The 14,701-nt window shown below is 47.0% G+C and carries 12 protein-coding genes; 4 read left to right on the top strand and 8 right to left on the bottom strand.

All coding sequences use genetic code 11. From position 1 onward, the window contains the following. Nucleotides 1-5: 5 nt before the first annotated feature. Both CMO31_07950 and CMO31_07945 read left to right on the top strand, forming a co-directional pair. Nucleotides 6-770, top strand: a complete 765-nt coding sequence (locus CMO31_07950) for a hypothetical protein (GenBank protein MAZ53924.1) — start codon at nt 6-8, stop codon at nt 768-770. Nucleotides 771-902: 132 nt separating this feature from the next. Further along, a complete protein-coding gene (locus tag CMO31_07945) occupies nt 903-1,916 on the top strand; it encodes a hydroxyacid dehydrogenase (protein ID MAZ53923.1) in 1,014 nt (337 codons plus the stop codon). 75 nt (nt 1,917-1,991) lie between these two features. On the opposite strand, the gene CMO31_07940 is transcribed toward CMO31_07945, so the two are convergent. Both CMO31_07940 and CMO31_07935 read right to left on the bottom strand, forming a co-directional pair. Next, a complete protein-coding gene (locus tag CMO31_07940) occupies nt 1,992-3,044 on the bottom strand; it encodes a hypothetical protein (GenBank protein ID MAZ53922.1) in 1,053 nt (350 codons plus the stop codon). A gap of 105 nt (nt 3,045-3,149) precedes the next feature. Beyond that, a complete protein-coding gene (locus tag CMO31_07935) occupies nt 3,150-4,208 on the bottom strand; it encodes a hypothetical protein (protein MAZ53921.1) in 1,059 nt (352 codons plus the stop codon). Between the two features lie 155 nt (nt 4,209-4,363). On the opposite strand from CMO31_07935, the gene CMO31_07930 reads away from it, so the two are divergent. Further along, complete coding sequence (locus CMO31_07930; protein ID MAZ53920.1) at nt 4,364-6,061, top strand: hypothetical protein; 1,698 nt, start codon at nt 4,364-4,366, stop codon at nt 6,059-6,061. 358 nt (nt 6,062-6,419) lie between these two features. On the opposite strand, the gene CMO31_07925 is transcribed toward CMO31_07930, so the two are convergent. From CMO31_07925 to CMO31_07900, 6 genes are all read right to left on the bottom strand, one after another. Next, complete coding sequence (locus tag CMO31_07925; GenBank protein ID MAZ53919.1) at nt 6,420-6,626, bottom strand: hypothetical protein; 207 nt, start codon at nt 6,624-6,626, stop codon at nt 6,420-6,422. Nucleotides 6,627-6,663: 37 nt separating this feature from the next. Further along, on the bottom strand, nt 6,664-8,580 hold the full coding sequence (locus CMO31_07920; protein ID MAZ53918.1) for a hypothetical protein: 1,917 nt from the start codon (nt 8,578-8,580) through the stop codon (nt 6,664-6,666). A gap of 357 nt (nt 8,581-8,937) precedes the next feature. Beyond that, on the bottom strand, nt 8,938-9,873 hold the full coding sequence (locus tag CMO31_07915; protein MAZ53917.1) for a hypothetical protein: 936 nt from the start codon (nt 9,871-9,873) through the stop codon (nt 8,938-8,940). After that, nucleotides 9,836-10,981, bottom strand: coding sequence for a peptide ABC transporter permease (locus CMO31_07910; GenBank protein ID MAZ53916.1), 1,146 nt, complete (start codon nt 10,979-10,981; stop codon nt 9,836-9,838). Before CMO31_07910 ends, CMO31_07915 begins: the two co-directional genes overlap by 38 nt. Next, nucleotides 10,978-11,973 (bottom strand): ABC transporter permease, encoded by a 996-nt coding sequence (locus CMO31_07905; protein MAZ53915.1) that lies wholly within the window; start codon nt 11,971-11,973, stop codon nt 10,978-10,980. Before CMO31_07905 ends, CMO31_07910 begins: the two co-directional genes overlap by 4 nt. A gap of 243 nt (nt 11,974-12,216) precedes the next feature. Next, nucleotides 12,217-14,199, bottom strand: a complete 1,983-nt coding sequence (locus CMO31_07900; protein MAZ53914.1) for a hypothetical protein — start codon at nt 14,197-14,199, stop codon at nt 12,217-12,219. A 238-nt stretch (nt 14,200-14,437) separates the two neighbouring features. Between CMO31_07900 and CMO31_07895 the strand changes: the two genes are divergently transcribed. Next, on the top strand, nt 14,438-14,701 hold a 264-nt coding region (locus tag CMO31_07895), incomplete at its 3' end, for a hypothetical protein (GenBank protein MAZ53913.1).

Raw genomic sequence — 14,701 nt, 5'->3', positions numbered from 1 at the left:
CTGCTGTGCAGACTTTAAAAGTTGATGAGCGTGGGATCACTTGGCAGGCAGGATCTTATGGAGATTTGTTTGCTTTTGGGTTTGAATCTGCCGTGCAGTTGTGGACTAGGTTTTCCATGGCTATGCGGGATACGTGTTCGGGTGAGGACTCACCTCAAGGTGTAGTTCTGTATTTACTTACTGAAAACGGCGCTAAGGACGTATTTGAGGATCCCATAGCTTTCACTAAGATTATCCCTCGGTACCCAACCAGGTTGCCTACACATCAGGGAAAAGGAGTTGCTCGTAACTTAGGAGATCCTGGCGTGTTTTCTGAACCGGGTAGTCCCGAAGGATTTGCAGTATGTTGCTTCAGTTCAACTGGCAGCAGTGACGAAGGGGAAGAGACGCACCTTTCCCTTGAACGTTTACCGCAGGTAATAGCGGCTTTCGAGCGACTATCGCCGCGTCTCGAAACGCCAGAACTTAACGGTCTTCTGCTAGCTAGTCATTTCGTACCTGATCCAGATGAGTTCGAAGATATAATTAATTTCTGTAATAGGGACGGGTCCCCTCATAATCAGAAAACCGCGTTATGCCAGTACAGTGCTTTGCAGGGTCTTGCGTATGTTAAACATACTGAGGCCACAATGCCGAAGTACTCTACTGTGTGTGCGAAGGAATGGCCTGGAGATTACCGCGGTCAGGGAGAGTGTATTGACTTCACGATGATGTACCACAGGTTGCAAGATAATCCTGCAACTAACAGCGATCCCTACTTGGGTGATTAAAAGTGGGTATCAATCCGAATCAAGCTCTATTGCGGGTTTGAGCATAATAGGGGTATTAAATTAAGGTTTAAGTTGAGCCTGTCCGTTAATGGTTAAGATCATAGTGGGCAGGAGTTCAAGGGAGGAAGTATTTTGAGATCAGTAATTTGTGTGCATGAAAGCTTTGATTTAAATTGGCCTTTTAGTGCAGACCATTGGCATGAACGGTGGAAAGAGCAAGGGGATTGCGATTTTTACCGGACGGAAGATCCTGATGCGACTGTGTTGGAGTTAGTAAATGATCCAGCTTCAGTGACCCGATTAGCCATCCTTGGTTTTAGCGTGGATGATGACATGTTGGATCCTTTTTCAGCTTTAGAAGAGTGCCACGCCCAATCGAGAGGTTGGCGAGATCAAAATGGAATCCTTGACAGGACTAAGGCTAGGGGAGTTAGCTTTATCCCGCATAGAGTCGATGTGTATTGGGGTCAATCAGTAGCAGAATTTGGCCTTGCCATGACAATCAATGCTCTCCGGCGAATACCACAGACCTATGTAGCGATGATGGAAAGTCATGAAACCTGGCAGTATCGACCTGAAGGTGGGATTGGTAAACCTGGACAGCGAGGTATTCAGTTCGGTGATACCACCCAATTCGTTAGTGGCACGCTATCCGGGAAACGAGTACGAGTTGTCGGTGTGGGCAGCATAGGAGGTCGATATGCCTCGTGGTGTTCTGCACTAGGTGCAGATGTTGCTGTTTGGGACCCGTTTGCTCCAGATGCAGCTTTTAGATTGGCCAATGCAAGGCGCGAGTTCCACCTTCCAGAATTAATTGCTGATGCCGAAATATTTGTGACCATGGTTCCACTCACGGACGACACGCGTGGAATGATCACCGGTGAACTTGTGGAGGCAATCCCAGGAGGCTCAATAGTGGTCCAAGTAACTAGGGCACCAATAATGGATACTGAGGTTCTCTATCGGCGGGTAATTAATGATGAGCTAGCATTAGCAGCTGATGTGTTCGACAAAGAACCATTACCGTTGGATTCTCCATTATTGGGTCGCCATAATGTCATTCATACGCCACACAATGCGGGTCGGACTAGGGATTCGAACCTAGCAATGACAGACGACCAAATAGCTCGATTTAGGCCCAGATAAGTTAAGTTTCCAAAGTACTAGAGTTCGCTCGTAAGCAAGAAACAGTTAATAGAGAGGCGTTAGGGTGCCTCTCTATTAATCTTCCCAAGTAAATATGCCCATCATTGTGTCTAGAACACAGTTTGCCTGATCTGTGTAGTCATCTGGGAAATCCTTGGCGCACTGCAGCGCCATGTTGCGTTCAGCGGTTTGAAAGTGAGCCTTCATGTACACCAGGCCGCTAAGTTGCTGAAATTGACATAAAACCGTGCCTTGATTATGGCGGTCGTTCTCATTGCAGCGGGCGAGAATAACATCAAGTTCAGCGGGGGAAGGTTCTGCGAGTGGGACGGTAATTACTAGTCCATCATCTTGAGGTTCAGTTAGCCTTGAACCGAGACGTTCAAGAGCCGCCAATACAAGCGGCAACCGGTCGAGATGAAGGTTAGGCTCTCCGTTAACTCCGAGACCCGTAGAACTAAAACAACAAACAACAAAACCTTCAGGGGAGCCTCCCTCTAAGAATAGGCCGGGCTCGGGGAGAGGGCGAAGGTTGTCGTTAGGAAAGTATGTAGGCAATTGATCTGGATATGCAGGGAGTATTTTGCTCAGCGGAAGCGCGTTCTGCATGACTGTCTCTACGCCTGCTTCTGAGAGAAGAAATAAAGCGACCCCTTGAGGTGAAGCTTTGAAATCATCCCCACACGTTTCTTGTTCCGCCATAGAAAATCTCGTCCATAACGAAATAGCCTCATCGAAGTAAAAGCGATTGTTATATTCTCCTTCGTTAATAGCTGCGGATAGCCACGTGATTCCACGTTCATCAACTTTTAAAGTCTGCACAGCAGCAGCTTGAGGAGTAACATCCTCCCCACCACTAGTGTTTCCCCAGTGTTCCGCCATAACACCGTCAAGACCAATGAACTGCGCACCAGCTAACTCCCGCTGAAGAATACTAATTGCATCCTCCACCGACATGTAACTAACAAGAGTATCAATATCAGGATGATGCTCAGGAATGAAATCCGCATCATAAAGATTAAACTCAGGCCCCAGCGTCTTTGTTACTGCCCCATGTTGCGCTAAGCTCAAGCTAGTTAACACTAAGATGCAACCAGCCAAGGTTAATACGGGAAATCGGGGTATCATTCTTCACCTCCAAAACATAATCGTTCAGGCATACGATAAACAGCGTAAAGGATACACCAAAAACACAATGCATGAGANACNCCGNCCGATACTGATAGAGTCAAATCAATCGCCGTTAACATCGTCGCTTTCCGTCATCTCACGGGTTAATAATTTGTGAGTCATCATAGTGAATTCGACACACTCGCTTTGTGCCCGATAATCACCCGGCCATTCCTTAGCACAAGGGACGGAATACTGAGGATAGAATTCATCATTATGTTTCATGTATGCCAGGCTCTGGAGCTGTACATACTGGCACAGAACCACACGTTGATTATGAGGGCCACTCATGTTGCAAACCTTAAGAATGTTGTCAATTTCCCCACCATTAGGGGTGGATAGTGGCACTTCAAATAGAAGGCCATCGTACTCAGGAATCGTGATATTTGCTCCGAGCCTTTTAAAGGCTGCTATCACGAGAGGTAAAACATCAAGAGACATTTGTGGTTCCTGTTCTTGCCCAAGTCCGGTGGAGCTGAAACAGCATACGGCAAAACCTTCAGGCCGACCTTCACCCATAAATAATGCTGGTTCGGTAAGAGGCAAAGCGCTACGCACGGCAGGTTGCGCTGGCAACAAAGAGGGATGCAGAGGCACGATCTTACTGAACTGAACAGGAAAATCAAAAACATCGTAAGCGCCGTCTTCTGTAAGTAAATACAGAACTACNCCTTGAGGTGAGTCCTCACCCGAACACGTATCCCGCATAGCCATGGAAAACCTAGTCCACAACTGCACGGCAGANTCAAACCCAAAAGCAAACAAATCTCCATAAGATCCTGCCTGCCAAGTGATCCCACGCTCATCAACTTTTAAAGTCTGCACAGCAGCAGCTTGAGGAGTAACATCCTCCCCACCACTAGTGTTTCCCCAGTGTTCCGCCATAACACCGTCAAGACCAATAAACTGCGCACCAGCTAACTCCCGCTGAAGAATACTAATTGCATCCTCCACCGACATGTAACTAACAAGAGTATCAATATCAGGATGATGCTCAGGAATGAAATCCCCATCGTAAAGATTAAACTCAGGCCCTAACACCCTATTGTGGGAGGCCTCTTGGGCGACCACGCTCAACAAGAGAAATAAAATCAAACCCAAAACACTAACCCTAAAAAGCACGACTAACCTCCGAAATAACCTAGATAATCCATCTAGTAACCAATGTTTAGCCAATATAGCAGAGCAGGAGGCCTTAGGGCCTATTTCACCTCAACCCAATCTAGAGACTACTCACTCTTGGCCAACACCGTAATAGTGGTGCGATAATATTAGGTGTGCGTAAAAATCGGTCCGAGCTAATACTTCACCCGGCATTTGCTCTTATGAGTATCACCGCTATTTTGGTTGTGGCGGTAGTGGTTTTAACCCCCTCGGCGATAAGCCAGAATATGATTACGCCTGCCCCTTTCGCTGAGGTTACTCAAGACGCAGGTATCAATACTCCTCACGGTGGTGTCTGGTCAAAGTTTCTTGGCCGCTTTATCAGTACCGGCTATATTTCTACAGGTCTAGCTTGGGGGGATTACGATAACGATGGCTGGGTTGATTTATTCCTTTCTGGAGGTACTGAATCAAGCTCGCTGTACCGGAACCTCGGAGATGGGACTTTTGTAGTTTCAAATTCCCTTGAGGATACCGCTCTGGCCGGGGTCTGGACTGGTGGCGCGGTCTGGGCCGATTACGATAATGACGGTTTTAAAGATCTTTATGTCTTGGCCCATGGGGCTAACGTCCTTCTCCGTAATGAGAACGGTAGAGGCTTTACAGATACCACTGATATTGCTGGAGTTGGTGACTTGGGAAAGGGTAGTAGTGCAGCTTGGGGAGACTATGACGAGGATGGTTTACTTGATCTATTCGTCGCTAATTGGTCTTGCTACCCTGAATGCCTTCCCATTGACAATGCTTTAGCTAGAGACAAGCTTTACCGTAACCTAGGTAACGGCTCCGTTGAGGATGCTAGTTACCTGTTGGAAAAAACCATGCTAGAAGGAGCAGCTTTCGCTGTGAGTTTCGTCGACTTTGATGGGGATTCTGATTTAGACATTTATGTTGTTAACGACATGGCTCATAACCCGATAGGTAATGTAATGTGGCGTAATGATGGCGCGGGCTGTGAAGGATGGTGCTGGTCTAACGCATCTAGAGAAACGAATACGGGGATAGTTGCAGGCGGAATGGGCTTAGCTGTTGGTGATTTTGATAATGATTTAGACCTAGACTTAGCATTTTCTGATATGACTGATCCAGGTCTCGCAGCTTTACCTGCTGCCCTACTAGTAAACGATAACGGGGTATTTCAGAATATCTCTGCAAGAGCTGGTGTAACCGGCCCTGGGGGGACCGTAGGATGGGGTACCGCGTTTTTCGATTACGATAACGACAGCTGGCTAGACCTTTTCTTAACAACCACTCACCTTACGACTGAACAAGATTTTCATTCTGCACCAATGGGAATGTTATTTCCCTTCCCCAACATTCTTTACAGAAACCAGGGTAATGGAACGTTTCGCTCTGTGAGGATATCCGATTGGCAAGATGACCCAAAGCCTAGCCTAGGTACCGCTTACGCTGATTACGATAATGACGGCTTCATCGACTTCATTGTTGGTAATTTCAACATTGGCTACGCACTCCACCACAATACCGGACACATAGGAGCAAACAACAATTGGTTAACAATTCGCCTTGAAGGAAGAAGCCCGATAAATAGGGACGCCATAGGTGCACGAGTGTACGTCACCACAACAGACGGCNCCACNCGAATGCAAGAAGTAAAAAGCGGCTCTAGTTTCGGAGCAGGNAACGACACCGCCCTTCACTTTGGCCTAGACAACAACACCAACCCCACCGTCGCAATAATTTGGCCAGACGGCACACAAGAAACCTTCACGAACATAACCACGAACCGCACATGGGACATCATCTTCAAACACACATGCTGGCTATACAACTGCATAAACACACCATAAGGCTCAGGTACCTAAAAAACCATCTCAATAAATCCCAACCTCAATAACAAAAAAGTTTAACCATTTCGGAAGAACAACTCATAATTCCACTTAATGAAGGTAGGTACCTGTTAATTGACTCCTACCCGATTGAAAATTTTTTCATAGGAATTCTTGGATAGACTGACTGTCATAGAGGTCCATCGGATGGATTACAAATAATCTGGTTGGTCCCGTTTTAATCGGGACATCACTTGATCTCAGTTTCCTGATTATCAAACATCTATAACTTGTTTTGTTATTCGAACGCTTTTCTTTTTTACTATATTAATTTCAATTCTAAGCCGGGCTATCGATTTACCAATCTCCTGAAAGCTCATTACCCTGTGATTAACTCCGTGCCGGTTGGCTGATCATCAACTCCTTCTGTTCGCCAGCCTTTGGTAGTAATCACAGGACTAAAGTCCGAATTAGGGAACGTACCAATCAAAAAAACAACACCCGTTATCCTAGTACTGATGATCTTCTTTCCTCGTTGACTTTTCACCGTTAAGAGGCCCCCGAAATTTTTTCCGGGGGCCTCCATATGCCGCTTATTTACGGCTTTTATTTACTAGACTTATTTACTGCCGATAGAACCAAGTTCCGGAGAAGTGGTTCAAGTCCAAAGCACCTTCTAACCACGGGGGTAGCTGGGTGGGTATGTTGCCAACATCAGGACGGGCAATAAACAGAATCGGGTTTTCAGCGACCGTTCCGATTGTGTAAAGGTTGTCATTAAACTTACCGAAGTACTCGGTAGCAAGAAGCCGGTACTCGGGGCTACCGAACACGGTGTCCTGAAGATCCTTATACACACGATACATGTGGAAGACTTCTGGTGGTGGTTCTGCACCAGGAAGTCCATCTGGGAAGTCAGCAGCAGTCTTGTAACCCTGTTCTATCTCTTCATTGGCCCTAACCCATTGGGTCCAGCCCCAGTGACGGAATCCCTGAAGTTCTACGTCATCGAGGAGGGTTACGTACATCTCACCACGGTTCTGCTGAGAAATCCAAACGTCCCACTCCATAGTCTCGTATTCGGGTCTAGAAGCACCAGCACCCAGTCCTCTGATCAACACCTCAATACCAACACTACGCCAGTAATCGGCTGTTAGCTCGTGTATTTGCAACTGGTCAGCAGGAGCTCCATTTTCCATCTCAATAATGATTTGGAGGGGTTTGCCATCATCTGGTCGTAACCGGATTCCCGCGGCGTTCTTCTCGGTTAAGCCTAAGCCATCAAGGAGAGCATTCGCCTGGTCCNGATCGAACTCTGCAGCGTTCTGGCCCCACTTGGGTTGGTAGAACGAGGAGGTTCTAACGACTGTGTGCTGTAGTGGCACACCAAACCCGCTGTAAACAATCTCGTTCATTTCTTGCCGATCTAGGGCTACCGAAAGGGCCCGGCGGAAGTCTAGGTTCTGAAAAAGATCTCTCTTGACTGGGTCTGGGTGGTCAAGGTTGGGGTGGTAAACGATAGCACCTGACTGGAATGACGGTAATAGGTTAACTTCGTAATTACCGGAAGCTTCGTTCTCCTTATATAGAGAGTAGTTAGCGAAGGAGACTCTACCCCATGCAAGATCAGCTTCACCCGTAATGATTTTTAATTGGGCGGTTTCTGGATCCACAACCTGCGATAACACACGGTCTACGTAAGGGAGTTGCTGACCAGCAGTATCTACCTGCGCCATGTAAGGGTTCCGTTCGTACAATCTAGCTGTAGTTGAGAACTCTAGAGGCATCCAGTATTGGGTGGTTGGTTTTTGCCAGTCGTTAAGTGGGTTGAACTCTGAATGCCAGCCGAACGCTTCTTGCCAGTTAATGAATCCTTCTTCAACTGCTAAGGCGTCAGCATTTTCGTTATGGTCACCGTGCCACTTCTTGAGGTATTTGCTGGGATGGAATAGCGACCACTCGCCACCCTTCCAGTGAACCATATTAAGTAGCGTAGCCGGTATAGGCTCACCGAGGTGCAGAACTACTGTGTAGTCATCAACGATTTCTGGATAACCAGTTGTCGTGCCAAACTGCTCCTGAGTCCAAGCTTTATCGAAATCGCGCATATCTTCGCGCTTAAAGCGAAAATCCTCAGATGTGAAGGGATCTCCGTTAGACCACTTCATACCGGGTCGTAAGTTTAATGTGAATTCCGTGAAGTCATCGGAGAACGAGTAGTTAAGCGCAAGATCCGGCTCGAAAGTGTTATCCAAAGTCATGTTAAGTAGGAACGGACCCCGAGCGGGCTCTTCAGTAAGATCGTTCCAAGGGTGAATGGCGTCAGCAAAAACATTGAACTGCCCACCGTAAACACCAATTTCACCCTCTTGTGGAGAAACCACCGAAGGCTGGTCAGGTAGACGCTCAGCGAGGGCCGGTAATTCGCCCGCCGCTACTTTCGCTGCATCATAAGGCGATTCGCTGTATTGCCCCATAGCTAGACTTGCAAGCAAACTAAGAATCGCTACTGCGGTTACTGCTTTAAAGGTTCTAATCACGTTTTAATTCCCTTCTAAAAGCAAACTTTCCCACTACACAAGGTTTCTCTCTTATCCAGGTTAGGCTTCACCCTGGATTTTGATCCCTAATAATGTTATTTCGGATCAACCATGTACAGATCTAGTACCGGTTGAAGAGGCCACCTCCCCTTTAAATTACCCGAATTAACAACTCTTAAGGTGCAGGATAAGCCATAAAGTAGTGTTCAGTCAACCAAAAAGCCGGTTAGGAACCCTCGTTTGGGGAATAAGATTGACGTTCGAATGCCAGCTTAAAGGTTCAACGAATATGTTGTTCTCGTACCGCTGAATTGATTTACCAGGACGAACCTAGGACATATCTTTCCAGCCTGTGAGTCATACTGGCTTAGCGTATTCATCCCAGAGGCCATCTAATTTTTCAGCTGTCAATGAATCGCCATGAAGCACAAGTCGATATCGAAGTTGTAGCGCTGTGCCGGAAGGCAGCTCGACGTTGCCCTTAATACAGGGCGATGGATTGATGCCTCGTTGGTGATCTACTCGCCATTTTACAGGGTGTCCCAGGTTATCGGGGTGATCAAACACAGCGATCCCCCCTTGCAACGGACTGCTTTCTACTTTACCGTCACCTAGATACCGAGCATGTTCAATAGGCATATGCAAGTCAACCCAGGATGCTTCCTGCTGTTCAGTATCAAGGTCTTTAAGTCCTTGAGAATTAATCACGGTAGCTCCATACTCAGATCGGAACGGCATTCTAATGAATAGCCCGCCGTATGGATATTCCTTGATTGTCACATCAGTAATTGAACGAAGCGTCCAATCTAAATCAACAAAAATAAGGTCATCTTGTCCTGTTAGCGACCAGTTCTGCTTGCCAGCTAAAAGATGACTACCATCCTTATGCTTCCAAACAGTTTGTATTACCCAGGATGCCTTATTACTATTATTTTGAATTTGCGGGTCCGACGCTTGAATCAGACCAACCATTTGGTCAGCCTTCTGGCCAGGGTAGTGCCAAAAATCGCAGCCGTTTACGTTCGTGAATGCGAGCTGAATGCCGTGTTGATGGGGATGATGCCAGGGGCTATCCTCTGTAAGGCACGCTCTACCACTAGCCAAACGTAAAGGATGAATATACGGCATGAGGCCCGAACGGACTTGATGCTGCAAAATAACTCTATCTAGTTCTGAATCATCTACAAAAACACAGCCGTTTCCAGCACGAGCGCTCCAACGCGAAGATGCAGTCATAATTGGTTTCTCCGATTTCTTATTGTTTGTAGGGATCAGCCGCGTCGCGCAAGCCATCTCCTAGGAAATTGAAGCACAATACCGTAATCACGACAAACAGAGCCGGTATGAGGAGCCATGGTTGTAGCGCTATTGTACGCACGTTTTGGGCCTGTTGCAGTTGTACTCCCCAACTTATTACAGGTGCTCGAAGACCAACTCCTATAAACGATAGTGCAGTCTCGGCAAGGATCATTGAGGGGACTGACAACGTCAGGTGAACAATTAAGTAACTAAGAAAGCCGGGAAGAAGGTGCCTAGTTATGATTCGACCGTCTGAAGCTCCGTAAACGGTGGCTGCCATGACGAAATCTTCTTCGCGGAGTTGCAATAATTTACCCCGGACGATTCGAGCTAGGCCGGTCCACCCAATAATCGAAAGTATTATTGTAATCATAAAGTACGTTCTGACTGGTGGCCATATTACTGGAACTGCAGAGGCTAGCACCATCCAGAGTGGGATGCTTGGTATCGAAATCAGGAATTCAATAATGCGCTGAATAAGCATGTCTGCCGCGCCACCAAAATACCCTGATATTCCCCCCAAAGCACATCCTAGGATGAAGCTAATTGTCACCCCCAGTAACCCAATCATTAAAGATACGCGGGCTCCCCGTATGGTGCGAGACAACATATCGCGGCCAAGTTCATCAGTGCCAAATAAGAACATGGTGCCGTCTTTCACACCAATAAAATGCACATCCGTCGGAAACAAACCAAGGAGCTTGTATTCATGACCTCGAACAAAAAAATTGATTGGGTGAACTTTCGTTTTATTTTTCGTATAGATTCGTCGGAGAGTTTCCATGTCCCTGCTAAGATCGTATCCGTATACAAATGGTCGTTTAAGACGACCCTCATGGAAAATCTGAGGAACCTGGGGTGGGGCAAGTACGTAACCCCGGTGACGATGCATCACATCAGCTGGTGAGAAAAACCCAGCAAATAGGGGACCGACAATATAAAGGATCAGTAGTACTAGGCCACCGAAAAGAGCTAGCTTATGTTTAAAAAATTTGCGCCGCATAAGCTGCCAGCTAGAAGCTAGGTAGTAAGACTCATTAGTGTCATCTTCAGCTGTTTCGTTAATGTTTTGGTCGTTAAGTGAGCTTAGATCCGTCGTCATGCTTCCCCCGCTTCAAATCGGATTCTCGGGTCAACAACAACTAATAGAATGTCAGAAACCAAGGTGCCAACGATTCCAAGTGCACCCAAAATCATAATGACACTCCCAGCAAGAAACTGGTCTTGGGCAAGAAGTGCTGCCAATAATAATGGGCCGATAGTAGGAAGACTCAAAACAATAGCCACCAAAGTCTCTCCGGAAATAATTGCAGGAAGAAGATAACCAACCGTACTGACAAGCGGATTAATAGCCATACGGATCGGGTACTTGATTCTCAAGCGCCCTTCTTTTAGTCCCTTAACTCGAGCCGTAACTACATACTGCTTACCAAGTTCATCTAATAGGGTGCTACGCATAATCCTGATTAATTCTGCGGTCCCTGCAGTACCGACGACTAGAATCGGAACGGGCAAATGTTTTAGGAGATCTACTACCTTTGCCCAAGACCAAGGCGCAAGTAGGTATTCGGGTGAGAATAGACCACCTACGCTCCAACCAAAAAACTTATAAGTCAAAAACATTAGGATTAGCGCTAACAGGAAGTTAGGTGTAGCCAGACCAATAAAACCCAAAATAGTGAAAATATAATCCCCGATAGAGTACTGCCTTACCGCAGAATACACACCTATCGGTATAGCCAGGCCATACGCAAGAAATAAAGTCGTGAGGGAAAGAGCGATAGTTAGCCCTATCCTTTCTCCTATCAATCTAGTTACCGCTACGTTGTATTGAAACGATTCGCCCATGTCTCCCTGTACGAAGTTAGAGAACCAATTCCAGTATTTAACGTAGAACGGTCGCCCAAGGCCAAACCGGTACCTTAGCTCCTCAATCTGCGCGTCATCGAGTATCACACCCCGCTGCCTCAACTGCTCAACAAACGTCGTTGCGTAATCTCCGGGAGGTAGTTCAATAAGCGCGAACGTTACTACCGAAAGCGCCAGCAACAATATGACCATGTAAATTAATCGCCGAAGAATGTAACTAATCACTAGCTATATACCCTAACCCAAAATGAAATTGTTTTGCAGGGGCTTGAGACATTACGACTCATTTTAAGAAGTTCTTTCATTAGCCTCCCCCACCCGAACTGTACTTTGTTTAGGCTCTCCGTATTAGTAATTCTGTCTAGATTCTTAAAAAAACCACTGTCTCTGGGTGATGCCTGCAAGGGCATCACCCAGAGACTTGGTTTCGTAGTGCTGTTTTAACTTACCTTAGTATCGTTTCCCTTACTAAGGTTTGAAGAAGAACTGATGAGTGTAGTGGTTGAGATCCATTGAGCCTTCCAACCAGGGTGGCAGGGTATCGATTAAGTTACCAATGCTGGTCCTGGAAAGGAAGATGACCGGAACTTGACCCACAGTGCCGATACTGTACAGACCGTCAGCCAATTGACCAAAGTACGCATCCGCTAGGAAAGTGTACTCTTGCCCACCGAAGACCGTACGGTTCAAATCATCACGGATATCAAACATCCGATCCAATTCAGCGGGGGGTTCTATACCTGGTAAGACTCCGCCTTCGAAATCATCAAGAGTCTTGACGCCGTTAGCAATATCTTTTCTAGCTCTACGGTGCCACTCCCAAGGGTTATTACGGAAGCCAATGAGACCACCACGCAGGATGGTGGTGTACATCTCACCGTTCTGCTCGGAATCAGCAACGAAGTCAAAGTCCATGCTGTTCCACAATTCATTCAGCGGACGCTGACGAGCTTCGAGGCCAATACCAATCGCAGCCCAATACTCTTTGGTTAGTTCGTTAACCGAGGTTTGTGAGGTATTAATCTCAGGACTGGTGATTACGCTGAAGATTAATGCGTTGCCGTCAGCGTCAAGACGAATACCGTTAGAATTCCGTTCGGTTAAACCCAAGCCATCAAGTAGCGCGTTCGCTTCGGCTGGATTGAACTCTACAGCGTGGGTACCCCAACTCTCCTTGTAAAGTGGGGAGAATTCAGTAACCGTGAACTGCAAGGGTTTGCTCAAGCCGTTATAAACAATTTCGTTGATTTCTTCCCGATCAATTGCAAGCGAAAGAGCCCGGCGGAAGTCGTACTCGTTGAACAATGCCCGCCATCTGAGGTTGTTGTGGGCGTAGTTCGGGAAGTAAACCACGTCACCGGTGGTGAAGCTCGGAATTAGTCCGATCTTATAATCACCAGCCACTTTGTTCTCTTGGTAAAGGGTGTAGTTCTCCATGGAGGTGTTAGCCCACGCGAGGTCGGCTTCTCCGGAGATAACCTTCAGGTTGTAAGTTTCGCCATCGACAATCTGCGAAAGAACACGATCAACGTAGGGTAGCTGCTGACCAGCGGTATCAACCTGGTGGAAGTAGGGGTTGCGCTCGTAAAGTCTCGCTGTGGTGCTGAACTCAACGGGTTCCCAAGGTTGCGTGGTTGGCTTGTTCGTATCGTTCAAGGGGTTAATAGACGTGTGCCAAGCGAAAGCTTCTTTCCAATCGGCGAAGCCCTCTTCAATGGCTTGTGCATCGGCATTCTCATTGAAATCACCGTGCCAAGGCTTGAGCCACTCGCTCGGGTGGAACATTGTCCACTCGCCACCACGCCAGTGAACTGTATCCAGAACAGCTCGAGGACGAGGCTCGTTGTAGTTCAGGTGAATGGTGTGTTCATCGACAACCGTGAAGGTACTATGAATACCGTTATCCCGGCCGTGAACCATCCAACCTTGATCCTTCATATCTTCAAACTTGAAACGGAAATCCTCAGCGGTGAAATCATCACCGTTAGACCACTTCATGCCCGGACGTAAACCGAAGGTAACTTCCGAGAAGTCGTCAGACAGGTCATAGGTAAGGAGGAGATTAGGTTCTATCGTACCGTCAGGAAGCATGATGTTGAGGAAAGGACCACGAGCTGGCTCCTCAGTCACTTCGTTCCAAGGGTGATTAGCAGTAGCAAACACATTGAATGTACCGCCGTAAACTCCTACCTCTTCTAATGGCGTATAGACGTAAGGCTGGTCGGGTAGCCGGTCAGCAACGGCCGGTAAGCCCTTGCCATCCAGGAATGGCGACTGGCTATACTGAGCCAAAGCCACGCTAGCAACCAGGCCTAAAATCAGCGCCGCGGCTACAACTTGAAATGTTTTATTCACGTTATTACTACCTCCATATTGGATTGTTACCAGCTTAAGAAGGAGACCAGTTTTAACCAGTTTCGCCTTCAGTGGATAAACCGCCGGTATAACCACCCCCTACGATTTCTCAACATAAACATTGAGTTGTGGCTCTTAGAATAGGCCAGTAACCACAAAACAGTCAACTCCAAAGACATATTTTCAATCTCAAAAATAACTATGGAACCTCTGTCTTTATGCATAGTTATTAGGCTTTCCTGGCAAACGCTCTCAGTTGAACTGGCCCCCTGACTGTTTTGTGTGGTTACGAAAGATCGACATGAGAGCTTCTGAACATGAATAATGGGGACATATGTTTTTACGTCATTCAATAGTTTTATTTTTTGCTTCCCTTTGTCTGTTTTTGCACCAGGCAGTAGCCCAAAATAACGATGCCGATTCGTTTGTCGACGTGACGTCCGAAGTAGGCTTAGAAGCACCCCACAGTGCGAAATGGTCCAAATTCATTGGCGAGTACTTTGCTAGTGGTTACTTATCCACCGGCCAAGCATGGGGAGACTACAACAATGACGGCTTCATTGATCTTTTCCTTGCAGGTGGCCGAGCACCAAGCATG

The sequence above is a fragment of the Trueperaceae bacterium genome, from assembly GCA_002707365.1.
GTDB lineage: Bacteria > Deinococcota > Deinococci > Deinococcales > Trueperaceae > UBA6957.
The sequence above is the reverse complement of the archived record's forward strand: the minus strand, read 5'-3'. Positions and strand labels throughout refer to the sequence as shown.